Source organism: Anaerococcus sp. HMSC068A02, from assembly GCF_001811125.1.
Lineage (GTDB): Bacteria > Bacillota > Clostridia > Tissierellales > Peptoniphilaceae > Anaerococcus > Anaerococcus vaginalis_C.
This window is the reverse complement of record NZ_KV803711.1, coordinates 96,446-117,072: the sequence shown is the minus strand read 5'-3', so window position 1 is coordinate 117,072 and position 20,627 is coordinate 96,446. Positions and strand designations below refer to the sequence as shown.

The 20,627-nt window shown below is 27.3% G+C and carries 24 protein-coding genes, 1 tRNA gene and 1 riboswitch; of the genes, 4 read left to right on the top strand and 21 right to left on the bottom strand.

Annotation, left to right across the window (positions count from 1 at the left end):
• Positions 1-56: 56 nt before the first annotated feature.
• A complete protein-coding gene (locus HMPREF2782_RS00895; RefSeq protein ID WP_019117548.1) occupies positions 57-476 on the top strand; it encodes an Asp23/Gls24 family envelope stress response protein in 420 nt (139 codons plus the stop codon).
• A 67-nt stretch (positions 477-543) separates the two neighbouring features.
• On the opposite strand, the gene HMPREF2782_RS00890 is transcribed toward HMPREF2782_RS00895, so the two are convergent.
• Positions 544-1,044 carry a QueT transporter family protein gene (locus HMPREF2782_RS00890; protein WP_070640181.1) on the bottom strand — a complete coding sequence of 167 codons (501 nt, stop codon included), beginning with the start codon at positions 1,042-1,044 and terminating at the stop codon, positions 544-546.
• A gap of 175 nt (positions 1,045-1,219) precedes the next feature.
• On the opposite strand from HMPREF2782_RS00890, the gene HMPREF2782_RS00885 reads away from it, so the two are divergent.
• Both HMPREF2782_RS00885 and HMPREF2782_RS00880 read left to right on the top strand, forming a co-directional pair.
• Positions 1,220-1,295 (top strand) — tRNA-Lys (locus tag HMPREF2782_RS00885).
• A 170-nt stretch (positions 1,296-1,465) separates the two neighbouring features.
• Positions 1,466-2,200 (top strand): ECF transporter S component, encoded by a 735-nt coding sequence (locus HMPREF2782_RS00880; protein ID WP_070640178.1) that lies wholly within the window; start codon positions 1,466-1,468, stop codon positions 2,198-2,200.
• A gap of 78 nt (positions 2,201-2,278) precedes the next feature.
• Here the strand turns inward: HMPREF2782_RS00880 and HMPREF2782_RS00875 are convergent, their stop codons facing one another.
• The 20 genes from HMPREF2782_RS00875 to HMPREF2782_RS00780 all read right to left on the bottom strand — a co-directional run bounded on the left by HMPREF2782_RS00875 (position 2,279) and on the right by HMPREF2782_RS00780 (position 19,553).
• Positions 2,279-2,584, bottom strand: a complete 306-nt coding sequence (locus HMPREF2782_RS00875; RefSeq protein ID WP_019117545.1) for a DUF4298 domain-containing protein — start codon at positions 2,582-2,584, stop codon at positions 2,279-2,281.
• Between the two features lie 118 nt (positions 2,585-2,702).
• Complete coding sequence (locus HMPREF2782_RS00870; protein WP_070640175.1) at positions 2,703-3,641, bottom strand: L-lactate dehydrogenase; 939 nt, start codon at positions 3,639-3,641, stop codon at positions 2,703-2,705.
• 95 nt (positions 3,642-3,736) lie between these two features.
• Positions 3,737-4,264, bottom strand: coding sequence for an NUDIX hydrolase (locus tag HMPREF2782_RS00865; protein WP_070640172.1), 528 nt, complete (start codon positions 4,262-4,264; stop codon positions 3,737-3,739).
• Positions 4,265-4,351: 87 nt separating this feature from the next.
• Positions 4,352-4,627, bottom strand: a complete 276-nt coding sequence (locus HMPREF2782_RS00860) for a DUF1294 domain-containing protein (protein ID WP_070640169.1) — start codon at positions 4,625-4,627, stop codon at positions 4,352-4,354.
• Positions 4,617-5,513: an alpha/beta fold hydrolase gene (locus HMPREF2782_RS00855; RefSeq protein WP_070605000.1), complete on the bottom strand. Its 897-nt coding sequence runs from the start codon at positions 5,511-5,513 to the stop codon at positions 4,617-4,619. The genes HMPREF2782_RS00860 and HMPREF2782_RS00855 overlap by 11 nt, the downstream gene beginning before the upstream one ends.
• Positions 5,514-5,565: 52 nt before the next feature.
• Entirely contained in the window at positions 5,566-6,756 is a 1,191-nt protein-coding gene (locus HMPREF2782_RS00850) for a cation:proton antiporter (RefSeq protein WP_070640166.1), read from the bottom strand.
• A 46-nt stretch (positions 6,757-6,802) separates the two neighbouring features.
• Positions 6,803-6,875: riboswitch (Fluoride riboswitch) on the bottom strand.
• A 23-nt stretch (positions 6,876-6,898) separates the two neighbouring features.
• On the bottom strand, positions 6,899-7,585 hold the full coding sequence (gene gloB, locus HMPREF2782_RS00845; protein ID WP_070604994.1) for a hydroxyacylglutathione hydrolase: 687 nt from the start codon (positions 7,583-7,585) through the stop codon (positions 6,899-6,901).
• 72 nt (positions 7,586-7,657) lie between these two features.
• Positions 7,658-8,557 carry an L-serine ammonia-lyase, iron-sulfur-dependent, subunit alpha gene (gene sdaAA, locus HMPREF2782_RS00840; protein ID WP_004838979.1) on the bottom strand — a complete coding sequence of 300 codons (900 nt, stop codon included), beginning with the start codon at positions 8,555-8,557 and terminating at the stop codon, positions 7,658-7,660.
• Entirely contained in the window at positions 8,557-9,222 is a 666-nt protein-coding gene (gene sdaAB / locus HMPREF2782_RS00835; protein ID WP_070640163.1) for an L-serine ammonia-lyase, iron-sulfur-dependent subunit beta, read from the bottom strand. The genes sdaAA and sdaAB overlap by 1 nt, the downstream gene beginning before the upstream one ends.
• A 130-nt stretch (positions 9,223-9,352) precedes the next feature.
• Positions 9,353-10,090, bottom strand: coding sequence for a YwaF family protein (locus HMPREF2782_RS00830; protein ID WP_070640160.1), 738 nt, complete (start codon positions 10,088-10,090; stop codon positions 9,353-9,355).
• 148 nt (positions 10,091-10,238) lie between these two features.
• Positions 10,239-11,273: a serine hydrolase gene (locus HMPREF2782_RS00825; protein WP_222563131.1), complete on the bottom strand. Its 1,035-nt coding sequence runs from the start codon at positions 11,271-11,273 to the stop codon at positions 10,239-10,241.
• A gap of 155 nt (positions 11,274-11,428) precedes the next feature.
• A complete protein-coding gene (locus HMPREF2782_RS00820) occupies positions 11,429-12,124 on the bottom strand; it encodes a LemA family protein (RefSeq protein ID WP_070640157.1) in 696 nt (231 codons plus the stop codon).
• Between the two features lie 238 nt (positions 12,125-12,362).
• Complete coding sequence (locus HMPREF2782_RS00815) at positions 12,363-12,746, bottom strand: hypothetical protein (RefSeq protein WP_070640155.1); 384 nt, start codon at positions 12,744-12,746, stop codon at positions 12,363-12,365.
• 477 nt (positions 12,747-13,223) lie between these two features.
• Positions 13,224-13,403, bottom strand: coding sequence for a 30S ribosomal protein S21 (gene rpsU, locus HMPREF2782_RS00810; protein WP_004838985.1), 180 nt, complete (start codon positions 13,401-13,403; stop codon positions 13,224-13,226).
• Between the two features lie 39 nt (positions 13,404-13,442).
• Positions 13,443-13,784: a histidine triad nucleotide-binding protein gene (locus HMPREF2782_RS00805; protein ID WP_019117533.1), complete on the bottom strand. Its 342-nt coding sequence runs from the start codon at positions 13,782-13,784 to the stop codon at positions 13,443-13,445.
• A gap of 65 nt (positions 13,785-13,849) precedes the next feature.
• Positions 13,850-15,214 (bottom strand): branched-chain amino acid transport system II carrier protein, encoded by a 1,365-nt coding sequence (gene brnQ, locus HMPREF2782_RS00800; RefSeq protein WP_070604979.1) that lies wholly within the window; start codon positions 15,212-15,214, stop codon positions 13,850-13,852.
• 198 nt (positions 15,215-15,412) lie between these two features.
• Positions 15,413-16,684 carry a ClC family H(+)/Cl(-) exchange transporter gene (locus tag HMPREF2782_RS00795; protein WP_070640152.1) on the bottom strand — a complete coding sequence of 424 codons (1,272 nt, stop codon included), beginning with the start codon at positions 16,682-16,684 and terminating at the stop codon, positions 15,413-15,415.
• An 11-nt stretch (positions 16,685-16,695) separates the two neighbouring features.
• Positions 16,696-17,502: a C39 family peptidase gene (locus HMPREF2782_RS00790; RefSeq protein ID WP_070640149.1), complete on the bottom strand. Its 807-nt coding sequence runs from the start codon at positions 17,500-17,502 to the stop codon at positions 16,696-16,698.
• Between the two features lie 186 nt (positions 17,503-17,688).
• Complete coding sequence (locus HMPREF2782_RS00785; RefSeq protein ID WP_070640146.1) at positions 17,689-18,585, bottom strand: diacylglycerol/lipid kinase family protein; 897 nt, start codon at positions 18,583-18,585, stop codon at positions 17,689-17,691.
• A gap of 140 nt (positions 18,586-18,725) precedes the next feature.
• Positions 18,726-19,553, bottom strand: a complete 828-nt coding sequence (locus HMPREF2782_RS00780) for an exodeoxyribonuclease III (RefSeq protein WP_070640143.1) — start codon at positions 19,551-19,553, stop codon at positions 18,726-18,728.
• A 133-nt stretch (positions 19,554-19,686) separates the two neighbouring features.
• On the opposite strand from HMPREF2782_RS00780, the gene HMPREF2782_RS00775 reads away from it, so the two are divergent.
• Positions 19,687-20,544: a KPN_02809 family neutral zinc metallopeptidase gene (locus tag HMPREF2782_RS00775; RefSeq protein WP_070604965.1), complete on the top strand. Its 858-nt coding sequence runs from the start codon at positions 19,687-19,689 to the stop codon at positions 20,542-20,544.
• Positions 20,545-20,627: the final 83 nt, after the last annotated feature.

Sequence of the window (20,627 nt, the reverse complement as noted above, 5' to 3'; positions counted from 1 at the left end):
CGGGTAACAATATAAGGTAAACAAGTTAGCAAGTTGAAATTTAAAAGGAGAAAATTATGGATAGAATTGAAAACAAAGAAATTCAAGCAGAATATGCAAACGAAGTAAGTGAATATACAATTAACGACAATGTAATAGCAAAAATTGCAAAAAAAGTTTTAACAAAAACAGACGGAATTTTAGAATTGAAAAAAAATGTATTTTCATCAATAGCTGATAACTTTACAGACGGAGAAAATACATCAGGAATTTCAATCGACGTTGACGATGCAAAAAATGCTGTAGTTCACACAAAAATAATTCTTGAATACGGCAAAAAAGCACAAGAAGTATTTGCATCATTAGATAGAAACATCAAAAAAGAAGTTTATAGCCTAACAGGAATAAACGTACAAGCAGTTAAAGCAGAAATAGTTGATGTTTTGACAAAAGAAGAATACGAAGAAAAAAATTCAAAAGATAAAGAAGAAAAATAATTAAAAATATTTAAGGGACTGTTGCAAATTATGATTATTCATAATTTTTACAACAGTCCCTTTTTTCTTAGAAATTTTTAATTATATTCATAAAAGCAGAATTATTTTCTAAAATTTTAAAAATAAAAATGCCAATTACAGATACAACAATAAATTCACTCATCATAAATTGTCCAAGCATAATAATGAAAGCAGTTGATGAATCTAACAAAATATAAGTTCCAATAGCTGGAATAACCATAGATAAAACTGGAAACAAAGATGCTATGAACAAATTTTTTTGTCTAATAATCATCATAAAAGCCAAAAAAGATGCGAATGTTCCAAAAATCACATCAAACACAGCAATATCAGACGCAAAATTAGCCAAAAAACATCCCAATAAAAGTCCCGGAATAAATCTTTTGTTATAAAAAACCAAAAGAACTAAAATTTCACTAAAACGTAATTGGATAGGTCCGTACGCAAGAGACGGGAACATTAAAGTGATTATTGCATACAAAGCCGCGATCGCAGCTGACTTAACTAAAAAATTTGTATCCTTAAAATTATATCCTTGACTAGACATAAATACCTCCTTGATTTTTTTCGGATGGGTCCCAAGTAAACATCCACTACACATTATAGCATATACAAACTTAATAATGAAATTAAAACAAAAAGATTTATAATTTCACTATTAAAAATTTCCCCTTGTTGACAAAAAAATTATAAGATGGTATTATTAATAAGTCAGCAAGTTAGTGCCATTAGCTCAGTTGGTAGAGCACCTGACTCTTAATCAGGGTGTCCAGGGTTCGAATCCCTGATGGCGCACCAAATTTAACGCAGATTTTTATCTGCGTTTTTTTATTTTTAATTTTCATTTTTTTGTTTTTTCATAAATGATTTTCGCAAACTTCTTAGTTAATTTTTAGACATTTTAATTTTTTGGTATATAATAATTGTATAATGAACGACATCCGAAAGGAGTTGTATCAGGAGGTAATATGAATAATAAAGAAAAAACTCGTAAAATGGTAACTGTTGCTATGCTTGGAGCAATCACTATGGTTTTAGGATTCACTCCGATGGGATACATTCCCCTAGGTCTAATTAATATTACGACCATGCACATACCAGTTATTATAGCTGCAATTTTGGAAGGACCAATCGTTGGTGGTCTTGTGGGATTTATTTTTGGTCTATCTTCGATAGCAAATGCTATGCTTAGACCTGGTCCAATTTCATTTGTTTTTTATAATCCAATAATTTCAGTTTTGCCAAGAATTTTAATAGGAATTTTTGCAGGACTAGCTTTTAAAGGATTAAAAGACAAAAATAATGAAAAAATCAGAAAAATTTCTTTGATTTTGTGGACAATTCTTACAGGATTTTTAATTTATTTGGTATTTTATAATTTAACTCATCAAGCAAAAATATATCAAATTGTAATTTCTATAGTAATAACTATAATTGCTATTTGTATGCTTTATTTAACTTATAAAAATAAAAATTCAAATCTTTCTGTAGCTATTGCATCTTTTGTTGGAACAATGACTAATACTCTTTTTGTTATGGGTTTTATTTATTTGTTTTATGCTGAAAAATATGTAACAGCCTTGGGTATTTCTGTTGAGGCTGCAAGGAGTACAATTTTTGGCGCAATAATTACAAATGGACTTCCAGAAGCTATTATGTCAATAGTTTTGGTTTCTGCAATTGTAAAAGCTGTAAGAAGATAATAAAATTAAATCCCCTAGCTTTTTATATTTTTCTTATTGGCTTTGCCAGTAAAAAATTTAAAAAGCTAGGGGATTTTTTTAATTATTTTTAATTATTTCTGTTGCAAGCTCAAGCATATCAACTGCCAAATAATAATTATCTCCTAATAAATCATAAACTAAATCTTCTGAAAAAATACCTTGACTTATTTCTGGGTCAATTTTTCCTTGATTTGATTCTTCTAAGTCTTTCATATATTCTTCTGACGAATAATAATCGGATAATTTTTTATAATCTTTTTGGCTGTTTTTAAATTTTTCAAGTGCCTTTCTAAAATCTTCTACTTCTTTGGTGTTTTTATTTAGAATTTCTTCCATTTCTTTTATTTTATTTATATCTGCCATTTTCTACCTTCCTTATAATAAACTATTCCTTATATTATTACCCTATTTGAATTTTTTAATATAAAAAGGACTGTTGCAAAGTTATAATTATCTATAATTTTACAACAGCTCCTAATTATTACATATTTGATTTATTTATTATTTCTTTTAATGTTTTTGCGCTTTCTTTCATTCTTTCATCTTCTATATCAGTAAGTGGCACTTCAAGAACCCATTTTACTCCATTTTTTCCAATAACTGATGGAGCTCCAATAAAAATATCTTCTAAACCATATTCCCCATCAAGATATGATGAAGTAGAAAATACAGAATTTTGATCGTTTATAATTGCTTCAACAATTCTAGCAAGCGCCATGCCTATTCCATAAAAAGTTGCTCCTTTTTTATCAATTATTTCATAAGCTGCATTTTTTACTTTTTCAAAAGTATCTAAGAGTTCTTTTTCGTCAGTTTCGCTGTGGCTTTTAACCCATTCATACAAAGGCATACCGCCTACATTTGTGTGTGACCAAACTGCAAATTCGCTATCTCCATGTTCTCCCATTATAAAAGCTTCAACGCTTCTTGGATCAATTCCTATTAAATTTGCAATTTCTTTTTTAAATCTTGAAGAATCAAGAGTAGTTCCTGTGCCTATAACTTTATTTGCTGGAAATTTTGAATATTTCCAAGTTGCATAAGTCAAAATGTCAACTGGATTTGATGCAACTAAAAATATTCCATCAAAACCGCTATCTACGATTTGTCCAATCATATCTTTAAAAATTTTAAGATTTTTTTCTATTAAATCAAGTCTAGATTCTCCAGATTTTTGTGGAATTCCAGCTGTAATTACAACTATTTCCGCATCTTTACAATCACTATAATCTGCCTTATAAATGTGTTTTGGATTTGTAAAAGAAAGCACATCGGAAAGATCCATTGCATCTCCCTCTGCCTTTTTTTCATTTATATCTATAATTCCCAATTCTCTTCCAATACCAAGAATTGTAGAGGCATAAGCAAAAGAACTTCCTACAGCTCCATCGCCAACTAAAATTATTTTACTGTCTTTCATTATTCCTCCCTAAAAATTTTATTCCTAGTTATTTACTCGGATTTATAAAATTATTATACACCTTTGCGTGGAAAATGATAATAATTCTTAATTATTTAATCATTAACAAATAAATTCGAATTATTTCTTAAATAAAATAGCAAATTAATATAATCTTTTTGATAAGGAACAAATTCTTTTTCGTCAATAATTTTAATTAGCTCATTTAAACTTACAAATTTTGCATCAGAAACTTCTTCTTTTTGCAATTTTAATTTATTTAAATCTATATTTTTATTACTTATTATAAAGACATCATCAATTCTAAATCCAGTATTCACCGAAATATTTGGATAAGATTTTGAAAAATCATATTTTATTCCAAGCTCTTCAAATAATTCTCTGGATGCAGCTGTTTGCGAACTTTCTCCACTTGATACCGCTCCTGAAACTGTCAAGTCCCATAAATTTGGCCAAGATTTTTTTACTTTACTTCTTTTTTGAATCAAAAGTCTTCCCTTTCTATCAAAAATTAAAACATGGATGATAAGTCGATAAAGACCTCTTGGCACAATATCTCTTCTTTCTATAATTTCTCCAGTTTTATTTCTAAAATTATCGTACAAATCTACATACTCTTTCATCTTTTTCTCCTTTATACATTAACTTATTCTTACCCTATTTGACAATTTAAAAGCGACAAATAATTGCCGCATTTAAATAATTTTATTTTAAATTCTATTAAATAAATAAAATCCAAGAAAAATATGTAATCCTATAAAAATCGGAATGCCTATCATAAATTTTTTGTGACGAGTTTTATGATGAATTAATTTCATGGTAATATACATAAAAAACGCTCCTCCCATAAAGGCAAATAGCAAAAGAATATTTTCCCTTATTCTATTCCTTTTAAATTTTTTTGAAGCAATTTTATCATAGAACACTAGAAAAATCGAAATTAAGGAAACAAATATAAAATAAATTATTAAATATTTAATTTTCATTTTTTATCAAATCTTCAAAAATTTCTACAAATTTTTCTTTTTCATCTACAAATACAGCATGACCAGAATTTTCAAATTTTATAAAATTAACCTTGTTTGGAAAATATTCAATACTTTCTAAAGCATCGTCAATTGGTATAACCATATCTTTGTTTCCATGAATCCATGTAACTTTTTTATTTATTTTTTCAATCAATCCACTTCCTTTTTCTTTCGTGTTATTGTAGGTTACCATAGAAAGCAGAGATTCCAAAAAACACCTTTGTTTTAGAAAATCTTCAGCCATTTTCCTTAAATCATCAGGATTTGGATCGTTGACATTATAAATTGTTTGCCTAAATAAATCTTCAAAAAAATCAATATCCTTATCTTTTATTCCATTTAAAATAGGAACAGTAAAAGAATGATCGTGTTTAATGTTAAAATTTTTCAAAAAATTAGGAAGTTTTAATTTTTTATCTTCATCATTTACATCTTTATCTTTTGGCATAACAAAACCCTTAACTCCAACAGAAGCTATCAAAATTAATTGCTTTATTTTTTCAGGAAACATTCCTGCAAAATCCATGGCGACAAGTCCACCCAAAGACCAGCCTACAAGAGAAAAATTATCTATATTCAAAGAATCAGCAAAATATTTCAAATCCTCTGCCCACTCTTTCATTTCCTTGTGCTTATTTTCATAAGAGCTTTCCCCGTATCCAATTAAATCTGGAGCAAATACTTCAATTTTTTTATCAATATTTTCCAATAAATCTTCAAAAAATTGGGAAGATGATTGAAAACCGTGAATCAAAATAACTTTATTTTCTCCACAGCCCACATGTCTATAAGCCATGGTCTCGCCATTATCCAATTTTATTTTTTTAAAATCAATTTTACTCATTTTTTCCTCTGTTTTTATATAATATACTGATATTTTATCAAAAATATGTCTTTCAATCTAATAATTTTTGGTTAAAATTATCAATAAATATTGCACCAATAGGAGCTGTAATTATAATCCCCAAGACTGCCATCGATAAAATTATTTCTCCACTAGAAAGCCCATTTGCAAGTGGAACTGCTCCAATAGCTGCTTGAACGGTTGCCTTTGGCATATAAGAAAAAACTGTAAACAATTTTTCCTTTTTATTTAAATTTGAAGTCGAAATTGAAAGCAAAGTTCCCAAAGACCTAATAATAAGTGCCAAAAAAATCATAATAATCGAAGTAAATCCAAGTTTTCTTATATAAAAAATATTAACCTCAGCTCCAACCAAAACAAATAATAAAACTTCTGCAAAAATCCATAATTTTCCAAATTTTTCTGAAAGCCTTGAAGAAACTTCATCATTTGCCTTGATTTTGAAAACACAACTCATAGCTATAACTGCCAAAAGAGATGAAAAAGCAATTTTATCTTTTAATATATTTTCCATTGCTACTAACAAGAATGAAATAGCAAGAATTATTATAAGCTTAGTGGAATTTCTTATCATATCGCCTTTTTTATAAAAAAATTCAAAAACGATATATAAAATATAGCCAATAATAGCTCCTACAATAATTCCCAAAATTATAGAAATTGGAACATTTGCCAAAGAAATCAAACTTACATCTTCTCCCTTTGCCATTGACAAAAATGATGAAAACAAAACAAGAACAAATATATCATCACAAGATGCACCAGCAAGAATCATTTGTGGGATTGATTTTTCAACTCCCCTTTTTTCTTCAATTAATTTTACCATTCTTGGCACAACAACAGCTGGCGAAACAGCTGCAAGAACCGAACCCATTAAAAGTGCATCAACACTTCTTATTTTGAAAAATATTCTTGCAAAAATAAAATAGGCTAATATTTCAAAACTTGCAGGCAAAAATGACAATAAAATTGCAGATTTTCCTATTCTTTTTAAATCAGAAACATCCAAAGAAAGACCAGCCTTAATTAAAATTACAATCAAGGCAATTTGTCTAAGCTCTGCTGAAATATTTAAAGTCTTTGAATCAATTAAATTTAAAACATTAGGTCCTAAAATAATTCCAGTAAAAAGCATACCAATTAGAGCAGGTATTTTTAATTTTTTGCAAAAAAATCCAAATATTAACCCAAAAATAATAATTAGACCAAAAGAAACTAACATAAATCCTCCTTTTTGGGACAAAAAAACTGATGAAATCTGTCCCCTAATAGTAACAGAAGTCATCAGCAAAATGCGGTTTTAGAAATAATCTAAGGGAGAACTTCATTCCCTTTTAGTATTATAAATTTTTTGAAAAAATATGTCAATTTTTAATTTTTATAAATTCCTTGAACTCTTCTAAATTTTTTGCCATAAAAAATGGATTGATTAAAAATTCTTTTTCAACACTTGTCGGAAGGCTAGGAAGAGATCTTGAAAGTTTTTCTTTGGCCTCACTTATTGCATCGTCCATAATTTTATCTTTAATAATTCTTTTTGATGATTCTATACAATCAATAGTGTATTCATGAGCTGGATAAATCAAAATATTTTTATCCAATTGTTTGATTTTTTGAACGGAATCAAAAGAACTTTGATAATCTCCAGTAAAAACTCTTCCACACCCCGAAGAAAATATTGTATCTCCACAAAATAAATTTCCATCTACCAAATAAGAAATATGTTCTTCGGTATGGCCATTAGTTTTTAAAACTATAAATTTATATCCAAAAATTTCAAATTCATCTTTATCTTTTAAAGTAATATCATTTAAATTTTTCGTTTCAGCTGGACCATAAACTCTTACACCTTTATATTTTTCCTTTAATTTTTTCACTCCACCAACATGGTCCATGTGTTTGTGAGTTAATAAAATTGCGTATAATTTTTTATCTTTCAAATAATCAAAACAAGGATTTGCCTCTCCTGGGTCAATTAAAATTACCTCTTTTTCTTTTTCTATTGTCCAAATATAATTATCTTCAAAAGCTCTAATAAAATTTATTTTCATAAAAACTCCTCTCAAAAAATTTATACCCAAAAATCAAAATAAAAAAAGTAGGCAAAAGCCTACTAATTTAATTTATTTATTTTCTTTTGTAGAGTCATTTCCTAGTGCGAAAAATTTCTTTCTAATTTTCCTTCCTGTTTCTGTTCCTGCTATTCCACCTATTCCTGTTTCTCTTAAAGCTTCTGGTAAAGTAGATCCAACTTCTCCAGCCGCTTTACAAACTTCATCAAATGGAACTATGCTTGTGATTCCTGCCATTGCCATATCAGCAGAAATAAATGCGTTTACAACTCCAGATGCGTTTCTAAAAGTACAAGGATATTCTACAAGCCCTGCAATTGGATCACAAACAAGACCTAACACATGCAAAAATGCAAAACTTGCTGCGTGAAAACAAACTTCTGGGCTTTGATCGTAAAGAAAACATGCTGCAGCTGCTCCCATGGCAGCTCCTGATCCTGTTTCTGCTTGGCAACCGCCTTCAGCTCCTGCAAAAGATCCATAATATCCAATTATTTTTCCGATTCCAATAGCTGTTAACATTGCATCAACCATTTTTTCATCAGAAAATCCTTCACGTTTTTTAAGAGAATATAAAATCGCTGGCAAAATTCCAGAAGAACCTGCAGTAGGACTTGCAACAATTTCTCCCATTGCTGCACTAATTTCTAGAGTTGAAAACGCCATTGCCATTGCCTCTGTGACAAAATTTCCTGTAATGGATTTTCCTTCTTTTGAATAAGCGTTCATTTTTTTTGCAAATCCATCAATCATACCCATTGCAGTTTTTGTTTCATGATTTAAATTTCCTGTAGCAGATTCTTCCATAACCTTAAACATTTGTGTCAAATTAAATAAAATATCATCTTTATTGATTTGCGATGATTTTAATTCTTCTTCAAGAACTAAATCTTTGATGTGGACTCCTCTACTTTCACATTCTTCTATAACTTCAGATGCTTTTCTAAACATTATCTAACCCCTTCTATATAATTTGCGTAATCATATCTCTTATTATTTATAATCTCGTCAATAATTTCTACTTCTAATTTTTCATTTAATTCAACAATTAGTGTTACTTCATCGTCAGCTTTTACTGTTTTCATACTTTCAATATTGTAATCATTAGTTGCTAAAAGCTTACTTACTTCATAAATTACGCCTTTTTGTTCTTTGTATCTTAAAATAATTGTTGGGAATTTTCCATTATAAGAAATTGACACATCATTAATTTCAATTATTTCTATATTTCCACCACCAATTGATGAGCCAGTAACTGATGATGTTGTTCCATCTGGATAATAAAAAACAATTTTTGCAGTATTTGGATGAACCGGTCCTAGATCATCTTTTATAAAATGATATTCAAGTCCTTCATCGTCGGCAATTTTAAATGAATCTCTTAATCTTTTGTCATTTGGTCTAAAACCTAAAACTCCTGCAAGAAGTGCCTTGTCAGTTCCATGTCCCTTATAAGTTTGAGCAAATGATCCATGAAGATGAAAATCTACCCTAGTAAAACCGTCTTTTACAATTGATATAGCAACTTGTCCAATTCTTGCAGCTCCTGCAGTATGAGAAGACGAAGGTCCTATCATAATTGGTCCAATTATATCAAAAACTCCATACTCTTTCATAATACCTCCATTTAATTATAAAAACCTTTGCATTATATTACAAAAACTTACATCTAATATTATATTACACTTTTTGATAAAAAAATAAAAGCCAATTGATATTATTTTGCTAAAATTTTGCAAAATAATATCAATTGACTTCGATTAATTTCAATTTTTTAAAAATATAAAAATTTAAAAAGATAGAAAAATTATATAAAATTGCAGCCAATAAAAAATAAATTATTGCTGGTAGTTTATTTAATAAATTTGTAAAAACTGGACTATAAGAAAGATAAGCATAATTTAAATTAAATTTCAAATTTATTATTTCAGTTATTAGCAAAAATACATTTACAAATATAAATAAAAATTTCAAATTTTCTTTTTTTATTTTAATTTTGTCGACTATTAGGAAAAATAGTGAAACCCAAAATACTAAAAAATGTGTCAAAAAGAAATTTACATACATAATATGAGGCCATGAATATGGCATTAAATCTGGAAAAATCAATCCAATAATTCCACCTATTAGTCCCCAAAAAATTGTAAGAATTTTTAAATTATTTGAATTAAATATAAGTGCAAAAAATCCACTATAAATACTTATCCTACAAGTGTATAAGGGCAAGGCTTCATTTATTGTATCTTTTCTTACAAAACAAATAAAATATAAAAAACTTATCTGCTGAAATGCCAGCAAAAAAATAAAAATAAATCTTACATATTTATATATTTTTTTATTTTCTTTGATTTTTCTTCTGTATTTATATAATAAAATTGCTACAATTACCATAAAGGCAAATAAAATTAAATGCAAAAAACTATATGAATCAAAGACAAAACCATCTTCTTTTCTTCTAAAAAATTCATCCATAAAATTATTCATTACTACTCCTAAATTTTCTAGCTACTATCATATAATAATTTTTATTTTTAGTCTATTATTTTTTATCAATTAATAAAATAAATTTTAAATTTCTCAATAAAAAAAGCCAAAAGATTTTTTCTTTTGGCTAATTTACATATTAAATTTTTTAATTATCCTTATCAAAGGCTATAAATGCATTAGAAATTCGTCTTCCTAAATTATGCATTGATTCAAATTGTGGACTGCCTCCATGACTTACTGGCTCATCAAAATCACTCAAAAATGAAATTGCAAAAACACTATCGCCAACATCTATTATAGCAATATCATTTTCTATTCCACCATCTGGATATTCTCCCGATTTATTTAATCCCTTAGCTTTTTTTGGCAAATCAGCCAATAATTTTATTTTTGATGTTGTAGTATTTTCAGACATTGCTTTCATTGCTATATCGCAATGCTCACGGCTAATAATTTCTCCATCATAAATTACAATCAATGCCTTGTTGAGGTCTTTTGCATTTACAAGATTGGCTTTGCCTCTTCCATGCATTTTTGTATATAAGGCACATCTATTTTTTCCAGTTACCTTATTTATCATTCTCCCTACATTTAAACATGCAGTCTTCATATCATTATCGCCAATTTTATCTATTAATCTATCTGTAGCTTCATTGTTGGAATCTCTTAACATTAAATAAATATCATCTTCCACATCTTTTTCATCCAAAATTCCTTCTTCAACTTGCCTATAAGTTTCAAGTGCGATAAAAATTTTAATAGTTGATGCCGCAACTTGTGCATCATTTTCATCAGAAGATTTTTTCTCAATAGATATATTAGATTTTCCACTAATTGTATCAACAGCAACTTGCCAATCGCCCTTTAAATTTTCCGTTTCTTCATCAATTATTTTTTCAATTTTTGTATAAAGATAATCATCAGTTACTCTTTTGTTTTTGAATTCATTAGAATAATCTTTATCCATTTCATCAGCAAAAGTAACATTTGAATCATATAATTTTTCTATATCATTTAAATACTTATCAGATTTAAATCCAACCACGCTATTTTTTGCTGGATGTGGCTGAATTTTTTCTGATTTTTTGTCTGACTTAGATAATTTAATAATAAAAATTAAAACAAATAGAATTATAATAGCCAAGGCAAAACTAGGAATATTTTTCTTATTTTTTCTCATAGTTCCCCCAATAAATATGTACTTCTAATTTTATGCTAGCCCATTTGTAAATTAGTGTCAAATTTTTAGTGTTTTTTTATAAAATTTATAAATTTAAAATAAAAAATTCTCCTATAAAAATAGAAGAATTAATTATTGCCTATTAAATTATAAAATTAAATTCCTAGCATTTCATCTGTTATTTGAACTTCTTCACGATAAAATTCTTTATCTGTAAATTTTAATGGTTTACGCAATAAAACCAAAGGAAATTGATGAATTAAGCTATTGTAAGATTCAATGCACCTATTTAGTTCAATTTTGCTATTAGATAAATAATTTTCGCTATTAATAATTTCATCTAATAAAATTTTTACATTTTGATTGTTGCTAAGTTCTGGAAAATCATTAATAAATTTTCCAAATTCTTGTGAACTTGTTACAAGCACATCTTCATCGCTATAAGTTTTTAAACGATCTTTAGTATTTTTTTCGTGACGTTCTTCCTTTTTTATAGAACTTGCTTTTGCAATATCAATATAAGATTCTTTTTCATTTTTTTGATGTTTATCTATCAAACGATTTGCCTTATCAACCAAATCACGATTTCTAATTTTTATAGATTCAAGACTGCTTGTATTGCTATATATTCTTTGCTCCAAAGACTTAGCACTGTTATATTGATATATAAAATTTGCAATAAGAGCACATGCAAATCCAAAAGTCACACTTGCACCACTAAAAGGCTCTACTGTCATCTCAGCATCATCTGGAGTAATTGTCATAGAAAAAATCATTAACCAAACAATAGTTAATAAAAATCCTAATCCGACAAATACACATACAGATTTAAATACACTTTTTGATTTCATAATATCTCCTCAAATTTTTATACTATAAATATACAAAAAATACTTAATATAGTCAATAAAATTATGTATAAATGTAAAAACTAAATCAAAGCAAAAAATTCAAAAAAAAAAACAAGATTTTTAAAAGAGAGTAATTATTTCAAAAATCTTGTTTTTAAAATTGAACAAAAAATAATTTTTAAAATTACTTTTCATTTTCATATTAATAAGCTATTCATCTAAGGAGAAATCATAATTTTCATTTGATTTCTTGCTTATTTTTTTTAGGAACTTGTATAGCCATAAAAATGGAACCAGCAAAAAGAAGTACGCTTGCAATAATCATAAGATAAAAACCTGTTGTGGCAAATTCCATATATTGTTCAAATGATTGATATTGAAGAATAGCTATAGCTAAATTTAAAACAGAAAATACTATAGTAAGAATTTTTTTCTTCAATAAACATGAAAGAATTGCCAAAAGAGATAGACCAATCAATATAATTCCAGAGCCAAAGCTATCATCAGGTTTTAATAAATTTATTTCTTGACCCAAAATTTCTGCTGCAGGAATTACAGTGGAAATACAAACAAGAACGCCAAATACAATCACTAAAATTTGGCTAGCATAAATTTTTTTCATAATTTTCTCCTCTAATAATTTTATTTTTCAAATAAATGTTCCAAGATAAAAAACAATACTAATAAAAAATAATTTTCCCCTTAGATTTCAAGTTATTTTACTTATTATATAAAATAAAAATCGGTCAAAATAAATTAAGATAATATTATACACTATAAAATAAAATCCAATTTTAAATATAAAAAAAGCACCTCCTGCAAAAATCGCAAAAAGGCACCTTAAAAAATATCATCAAAATTTCGGATAAAATAATTTACTTTAAATTTTCTTATTTTACATAAATTCGCCATGAACATAATTAAACTCTCAAAAAGCATTAATTTTTTTAATATTATAGCACTTTAATTTACAAAACACAATATAAAAATAAAAATTTTTTTATATAAAATCATTATAAGATTTTAACTTAATAAATTCATATTATTTTAAAATAAAAATTACACGCAATAAAAAAAGACCCAAGTGGGTCTTAAATTACTATTTTCTTCTTTTTTTTCTCTTTGCTGCCTCAGATTTCTTTTTTCTCTTAAGGCTTGGCTTTTCGTAGTGTTCTCTTTTTCTATATTCTGTTAGAACACCGGATCTTGCGCATTGTCTTTTGAATCTTTTAATTGCACTATCTATTGATTCGTTTTCTCCAACTTTGATCTCTGTCATCTCTATCCCCCCTCTCGTATCACACAATTAAGTTTGAAATCAACCTGGTGGCCATTGCAAGGATCTTTGTGCTAAAACATGAAAGTGCATGTGCTTAACACTTTGTCCTCCATCTTCTCCTGTATTGTTGACTATTCTGTAGCCATCTTCTGCTACGTTTAGATCTTCTGTTATTTTTTTAATAACCATAAAGATATGAGAAATTATATCCTTATCTTCTTCATCTAATTTAGCCAAACTTTCTATGTGTTTTTTTGGTATAACAAGAAAATGGATAGGTGCTTGTGGATCAAGATCATTAAATGCAATTACTTTTTGATCTTCGTAGATTATATCTGATGGTATTTCTCCGTCAGCAATCTTACAAAATACACAGTCCATACTTCACCCCCATTGATAAATATAATATCATATTTTAATAAAAAGGTAAAATTTTTTTATAATTTTTACAAATTTATTTCTTTTATCTTTTCTTTTTTTATAATACTTATTAATAATCCTAAAATAATTCCAAATATTGCTGGAATCAACCAGCCAAATCCTAGTTCAAATGCTGGTAAATAATTTTTTGCAAAATCTACAATTTTGCTTATAGAATTCGTACTTGAAATATTTTTTGGCAAAGCTTTAAGCAAATCAAAAATTGAAAATATGGCCGTAAACAAAATAGTTAAAGAAAATATTATCTTGTTTTTGCCAATTATTGGATATGCCAAAGATAAAAATATTAGAACTATTGCAAGCGGATACAAATACATCAAAACTGGTATTGACAAGCTAATTATTTTTTGAAGTCCTAAATTTGCTATCAAAAATGATATTAAGGTAAAAACTACAGCATAAGCTTTGTATGAAAGTGTATTTGGATACATTTGTATAAAAATTTCAGAGCAGGCAATGATTAGTCCAATAGCTGTTTTTAAACAAGCTACTATTACTATTGCAGCTAATAAAATCTTGCCGAAATTTCCCAAATAATAAAATGAAATATTAGATAAAATTCTTCCACCGTTATTGCCTAATTTCATTATATTTACAGAAGATGATGACATAAAAGATAAAGAAATATAAACTGTGCTCATAGCAATCAAACAAATTACTCCACTTTTTAAAGTTTCTTTAGCAATTTGATTTGAATCTTTTACTCCAAGTTTTCTAATACTTGAAATAATTATAATTGCAAAAGCAAGGCTTGCAAGAGCATCCATTGTGTTATATCCATCAAGAATTCCTGTAAATAATGGATTTTTTTGGTAAATTTTAGTAGGTTGATTTTTTGCCAAATCTCCCATTGGTTTAATGATTGCAAAAATAACCAAAACTGACAATAAAATCAAAAAAGTTGGCGTCAAAATTTTTCCTATATTATCCATAACTTTGCCAGGTTTTAATGCGAAAGCTAAGACAGCAAGAAAAAATATTAATGAAAAAACAAATAAAAATAATTTTATTTTATCTTCAGAAATATTTGGAGCAATTCCAACTTCAAAAGCTACCGTTGACGTTCTTGGAATTGCAAAAAATGGTCCAATCGTCAAATACAAAGCTGTTGTAAAAAAATATGCAAATTTATCATTTACAGTCTTTCCCATTTCAAACAAACTATCATTTTTTGAAATAGCACTTGCAACAACTCCCAAAATTGGAAGTCCAACCCCACTAATTATAAATCCCAAAACAACTTTATAAAGATTAGTTCCAGAATTTTGTCCAAGCTCAATTGGAAAAATTAAATTTCCAGCTCCAAAATACAAGCCAAACAACAAAGAACCAACTAATAAAGTTTGATTAAAACTAAGTTTTCTTTTCATATTATTCCCCTATCTTTTCAAAATTAATATTTATATAAATATTCCTAATTTTATACAAAATATTACTTAGATGAATTATAACACAAGAAAAAAAATTATAAAAGCAAATCTACATATTTCTATCAAATTTCCCAAAAAATTTTAAAAATCAAAAATAAAAAAGAGCTATCAAAAAGCTCTTTTAAATCTTACAAATATTTATGATTTATTTTTTATCATAATCTCAAGAAGAGATTCATATATTGGTTCATTATTGAAATTTTCTGTTAGTAAATAAGCCACAAGACTTACAATTATAATTGGCAAGAAAAAATCAATTCTTCCTCCTGTCATCTCAATTATCAAAAACATTCCTGTCAAAGGTGCTCTAACAATTGATGCAAAATGAGCAGCCATAGCAAGCATTGAAAAAATTATAATTTCATTTTCGCCAACTAAATTTAATTCAAATAAAATACAGCCATAAAAATTTCCAATTAATGAACCCATAGCAAGCAAAGGAAAAAATATTCCGCCAGGAATTCCAGAGCAAAAAGCAATTAGCAATAGCAATAATTTCATAAAATAAAAATATATTAAAGTTGAAATTTCATAATTATCTCCTTGGGCAAGAGAAATAAAATTTTCTCCACTTCCCAATAATCTACTATCAAAAAGTAAAAAAATACTTGTGATAAAAAACGGAATTATAGATTTTATACTTTGAGAAATAGGCAAATTTTTATATAATTTTTTTCCAAACAAAATACCCTTATTAAATAGAATTGATGAAAATCCTGCTAAAATTCCCAAAAAAATTAAATAAATCCAAAATCTCATAGATAAATTTAGATTATTTTTAATTTTTATTACAGGATCATTTCCTATAATCAAACTTGTTACAATGCTTGATGAAATGATTGTTGATGTTATGTAAATAAAATTAATTCGAGAAGTTTTTTTCATAAGTTCTTCAAGGGCAAAAGCAATAGCAGAAATTGGTGCTGTAAAAGCACTAGTAATTCCAGAAGCAGATGAACCAATAATCATTATTTTTTTATCATCGTCATCCAATTTGAAAATATTTGCCATAACCTCACCAAGAGAGCCTCCTATTTGAACAGAAGGACCTTCCCTTCCCAAAGTTAAACCAGAACCAATAGCAAGCAAGCCCCCAATAATTTTATTAATCAAACAAGACAAGGCACTATAATCCAATTTATCATGCAATTTTCCTGAAATTTGAGGAATTCCGCTCCCACCAATCATAGGCTCCTTGTTTACACAAATCGAAACCAAAAAACCAATAAATATAAATGCAAAAACAAAAATTATAGCATTTAATAAATTTTTTTGACCAAAAATTATTAAATTAGAAATTACAAACATAATTTTTGGAATTAAAAGTCTAAATAAACTTACTACAAGACCTGCACATAAACCAATTATAATTGAAATCAACAATAATTTATAAGAAATACGTTTTTTCATTCTAACCCCATTTAATAAACTAACCAAATATTTGCAATTTGATCTTTGATGCTATTATATGACCAAGATTTCTCAGAATTTTTCATAGAATTCGGATCATTTATAACAAATCTTCCATTTTTATAAGAATCAATAACCAAAATATGTCCAAACAAAGTAAAATATCCTTTATTCACAGAAACAATAAGACTTCCCCTATCAAGAGCATTAATCATAGCGTCTTTATCATTTTCAATATTTTCAATATTATGGCCATATTTATTAGCCTCTTCAGCAAAAAATTTCCACTCAATGCCTTCACTTCCCATATAAGATTGAGCATCCTGAGCAATATTTAATGGACTAATATCCAAATTTGGATTTAATCTTTTTAAAACCATAGCCATAGAAGTAGGACCACAACCTGCAAATCCAATATTAGAATTTCCCAATTTATTATAGGCCCACCTATTATCCCATTGTAAAAAATAAGGAGTAAGCCTTCCATAATTTACACTTTCACCAGGATAATATTCAAAATCAACTATTCCATTTTTCAAATTATAAACAAACTCACAAGTATCTATATCATTTCCAACAAGATAAATTTCACTGTCAGTTAAGCTATCAAAATTCTCATAAAGCCAATTAATTTTTTCATTATCATCTTTGTGTTTTTCAATATTTTTATATAATTCATCCATATCATCAGTTTTTTCCTTATTAAAAATAAGGCCAATCAAATCATCAACCCCTCCCGTAATCGAACTTGATTTAACTAATGAAAAAATAATTACAACTAAAAAAATAAGAAAAATAAATTTTAAAAATTTTTTCATAATATTAATATATCATAAGCACATAAAATTTAATAGTAGACATAGTAATTGTTTTAATTCTAATTTTTTATTTTTAAAAATTTATATGACATTTGAAATTTAAAATAAAAAAGAAGGTGTTACCCCTCTTTTTATTAATTACTATTTAAAATTATAAAAATATTTCTAATATTTATTTAATTGAATTTAATTATTTTTAGGCATATAAATTTCTACGTGTTTTTCTAATATTTCTATTTGGCATGGAAGTTGTTCGTTTAATTCTCCATCCATATCTAATTCTATTTTTTTATCTTCCAAATTTTTTATTGAAAGCTTTTTGCAGGTAAATGATTTTATATTTTCATTTTCGTCTACTTTACCAAATAGCATATCTTTTGCCGCATCTACTTTTGACATTATTCCTTCGTCTGTCATCACGAATACATTTAAATATCCATCGCTAAGGTCCGCCTTATCTTTGGAAAATTCTAAATTACCAATTTTATTTACTGTCATAACATATACCAAAGATGCTTTGCATTCAAAAGATTTATCTTCGTATTCAATTTCTATATCTACTGTTTCATCTTTTGGTAATGTTTTTAAAACATTTTTAACGTAAGCAAATCCTCCCAATTTTTCTTTTTCTTTTGAATCTGTTGATGTTGTTGCTTCTATTAATTTTCCAAAACAAACATAGTAAGAAAAATATGTGTCGTTGCATTTTCCTATATCAACTTTTTTTGTTTTTTCAAATGATAATTTTTCAATCGCCTCACAAAGATCATTTGAACCACCTATTAATTGCATATAGGTGTTATTTGTTCCTCCTGGCAATAAGCCAATTTTTGGTCTGTAGTCCATTTTGGAAACTCCATTTATTACTTCATTAAATGTTCCATCTCCTCCTACTACAAATATTGAATCAAATTTTTCTTCGCAAGCTGTTTTTGCAAAATTTTCTCCGTCATTTTCTTTTTGTGTTTTTTTATCAATAATTTCATCAAATTCATCTTGTAATTTTTCTTTTAAATTTTCCATAAATTCATCATTTTTACCATCGCCTGAATTTGGATTTTCAATTAGCATACATTTTTTCATAATATCTCCTTGTGTGAGTTATTTTAATTTTATTATTTATTTCTCTTTTAAAATATACCCAAATTGAAATCAATTAAAAAACAGAATAAAACATTTAAAAATTTTTCAATTTCTAAATATTTTATTCTGCAAATTTAAAATTATATATCTATTGATAAATATATTGGTGTATGATCTTGTCTGTCTCCAGAATCTATCATATTAGATTCTTTTATTTTATCTTTTATTCTGTCTGATACTATAAAATAATCTATTCTCCAGCCAGAATTATTAATCTTACTTGTCTTTACTCTTTGTGCCCACCAAGTATATTTTCCTTCAACATCTCCATGAATATGTCTAAATGTATCTACAAAACCTTTGTTTAATAAATTTGTAAATCCATTTCTTTCTTCATCTGTAAATCCAGCTGATTCATGATTATTTTCTGGATGTTTCAAATCAATTTCTTTGTGTGCAACATTAAAATCTCCGCAAGCAATTACTGCTTTGTTTTTGTCTAAATTTTCCAAATAATTTGCAAATTTTTCATCCCAAATTTGTCTTAACCCAAGTCTGTTTAGACCATTTCCTGCATTTGGTGTATAAACTTGTGTCAAATAAAAATTTTCAAACTCTAAAGTAATAATTCTTGCTTCTTGATCCATTGTATCTGGAGCATCCAAAACTGGAAAAGTAATTTTTGTTTGAAGATTTTTTTTATAAAGCGTTAAACATCCTGCGTATGATTTTCTTGCAGGCTCTTGAGAGCTTACCCATGCATAATCATAAGATGGAAAATATTCTTCCAAAATTTTTTGATGTTTTTTGCTAGGACCAGTTCTTGGTAATTTTGTTTCTTGAAGACAAATCACATCGGCATCTTCACTAATTATAGTTTTTAAAACATCCCTAGACATAACAGCTCTATTTGAATCACTTGTAAGAGCAGCATTTAGGGAATCTATATTCCATGAAATAAACTTCATTGTATCTCCTTTAATTTATATTATTAAAAATATTTTACCAAAACTTTAAAATATTACCAATTTATTATCAAAAATAAATATTAACTTGTTTAAATTAGGGTATTAATTTAATAGAAAAAAATTGGAGGTTAATATGAAGTGGAAAAATAGGAGAAAAAGTTCCAATGTAAATAGAGGCTCTGGTGCACCAGTTGTTTTTGGTGGTGGAATTGGTGGGCTTATTTTAGTTCTTATTTTATATTTTCTTGGAGCAGATCCTTCTGTTATAAATAATAAAAATGTAAATGAAACACAAGAAAATAGGTATGAAGAAACTATTTCTGAAAATCAAAAAGAATTGGAAGATTTTCTTTCTGTTGTTCTTGCTGATACAGAAGATATGTGGCATGAAAAATTTTTTGAATATAATTTGACTTACAAGGAGCCTAGCATGACTCTTTATACAAAAACAACAAAGTCATCTTGTGGAATAGCTCAATCTGGTATGGGACCATTTTATTGTCCACTTGATGAAGCGATTTACATTGATGTTTCTTTTTACGATGAATTAAAAAATACATTTGGAGCTGGTGGAGATTTTGCTTTTGCTTATGTCCTTGCTCACGAAGTTGGTCATCACGTTCAAAATGAATTAGGAATATTAAATCAAACTCAACAACTTCAAAAAGAATTATCCGAAAAAGATTACAATAAATATTCAGTAGCTCAAGAATTGCAAGCCGATTATTTTGCTGGAGTTTACGCATATTTTTCAAAAGAAAATGGATATTTAGAAAAAGGAGATATTGAAGAAGCAATGAAAGCTGCATCATCAATTGGAGATGATAATATTCAAGAAATGTCTGGCTCAAATATAAATCCTGATAAATTTACTCACGGCTCAAGCAAAGATAGAAAAAATGCCTTTGACATGGGATACAAATATCATGATATTGAACATTCCATGGAATTTTACAAAAATTTGGATTATGAAATTAAAATTAATATTTAAAATAAAAAAGATAAGTTTTTGAAGTGAACCTAAAAATCCAGAATACGGATTGAGTAGTTCACTTCATTTTTTAGCTTATCTTT

Coding starts and splice junctions, on each gene's coding strand:
- HMPREF2782_RS00895 (WP_019117548.1), top strand. CDS start 57: ATGGATAGAATTGAAAACAAAGAAATTCAAGCAGAATATGCAAACGAA.
- HMPREF2782_RS00860 (WP_070640169.1), bottom strand. CDS start 4,627: ATGAAAATTAAATATTTAATAATTTATTTTATATTTGTTTCCTTAATT.
- HMPREF2782_RS00850 (WP_070640166.1), bottom strand. CDS start 6,756: ATGTTAGTTTCTTTTGGTCTAATTATTATTTTTGGGTTAATATTTGGA.
- gloB (WP_070604994.1), bottom strand. CDS start 7,585: ATGAAAATAAATTTTATTAGAGCTTTTGAAGATAATTATATTTGGACA.
- HMPREF2782_RS00875 (WP_019117545.1), bottom strand. CDS start 2,584: ATGGCAGATATAAATAAAATAAAAGAAATGGAAGAAATTCTAAATAAA.
- HMPREF2782_RS00865 (WP_070640172.1), bottom strand. CDS start 4,264: ATGAAAGAGTATGTAGATTTGTACGATAATTTTAGAAATAAAACTGGA.
- sdaAA (WP_004838979.1), bottom strand. CDS start 8,557: ATGTTTAGAAAAGCATCTGAAGTTATAGAAGAATGTGAAAGTAGAGGA.
- HMPREF2782_RS00785 (WP_070640146.1), bottom strand. CDS start 18,585: ATGAAAAAATGTATGCTAATTGAAAATCCAAATTCAGGCGATGGTAAA.
- rpsU (WP_004838985.1), bottom strand. CDS start 13,403: ATGACAGAGATCAAAGTTGGAGAAAACGAATCAATAGATAGTGCAATT.
- HMPREF2782_RS00820 (WP_070640157.1), bottom strand. CDS start 12,124: ATGAAATCAAAAAGTGTATTTAAATCTGTATGTGTATTTGTCGGATTA.
- HMPREF2782_RS00830 (WP_070640160.1), bottom strand. CDS start 10,090: ATGAATAATTTTATGGATGAATTTTTTAGAAGAAAAGAAGATGGTTTT.
- HMPREF2782_RS00775 (WP_070604965.1), top strand. CDS start 19,687: ATGAAGTGGAAAAATAGGAGAAAAAGTTCCAATGTAAATAGAGGCTCT.
- HMPREF2782_RS00805 (WP_019117533.1), bottom strand. CDS start 13,784: ATGGACTGTGTATTTTGTAAGATTGCTGACGGAGAAATACCATCAGAT.
- HMPREF2782_RS00870 (WP_070640175.1), bottom strand. CDS start 3,641: ATGAAAGACAGTAAAATAATTTTAGTTGGCGATGGAGCTGTAGGAAGT.
- brnQ (WP_070604979.1), bottom strand. CDS start 15,214: ATGAAAAGAAAACTTAGTTTTAATCAAACTTTATTAGTTGGTTCTTTG.
- HMPREF2782_RS00795 (WP_070640152.1), bottom strand. CDS start 16,684: ATGAAAAAACGTATTTCTTATAAATTATTGTTGATTTCAATTATAATT.
- HMPREF2782_RS00815 (WP_070640155.1), bottom strand. CDS start 12,746: ATGAAAAAAATTTATGCTAGCCAAATTTTAGTGATTGTATTTGGCGTT.
- HMPREF2782_RS00825 (WP_222563131.1), bottom strand. CDS start 11,273: ATGAGAAAAAATAAGAAAAATATTCCTAGTTTTGCCTTGGCTATTATA.
- HMPREF2782_RS00890 (WP_070640181.1), bottom strand. CDS start 1,044: ATGTCTAGTCAAGGATATAATTTTAAGGATACAAATTTTTTAGTTAAG.
- HMPREF2782_RS00780 (WP_070640143.1), bottom strand. CDS start 19,553: ATGAAGTTTATTTCATGGAATATAGATTCCCTAAATGCTGCTCTTACA.
- HMPREF2782_RS00880 (WP_070640178.1), top strand. CDS start 1,466: ATGAATAATAAAGAAAAAACTCGTAAAATGGTAACTGTTGCTATGCTT.
- HMPREF2782_RS00855 (WP_070605000.1), bottom strand. CDS start 5,513: ATGAGTAAAATTGATTTTAAAAAAATAAAATTGGATAATGGCGAGACC.
- sdaAB (WP_070640163.1), bottom strand. CDS start 9,222: ATGAAAGAGTATGGAGTTTTTGATATAATTGGACCAATTATGATAGGA.
- HMPREF2782_RS00790 (WP_070640149.1), bottom strand. CDS start 17,502: ATGAAAAAATTTTTAAAATTTATTTTTCTTATTTTTTTAGTTGTAATT.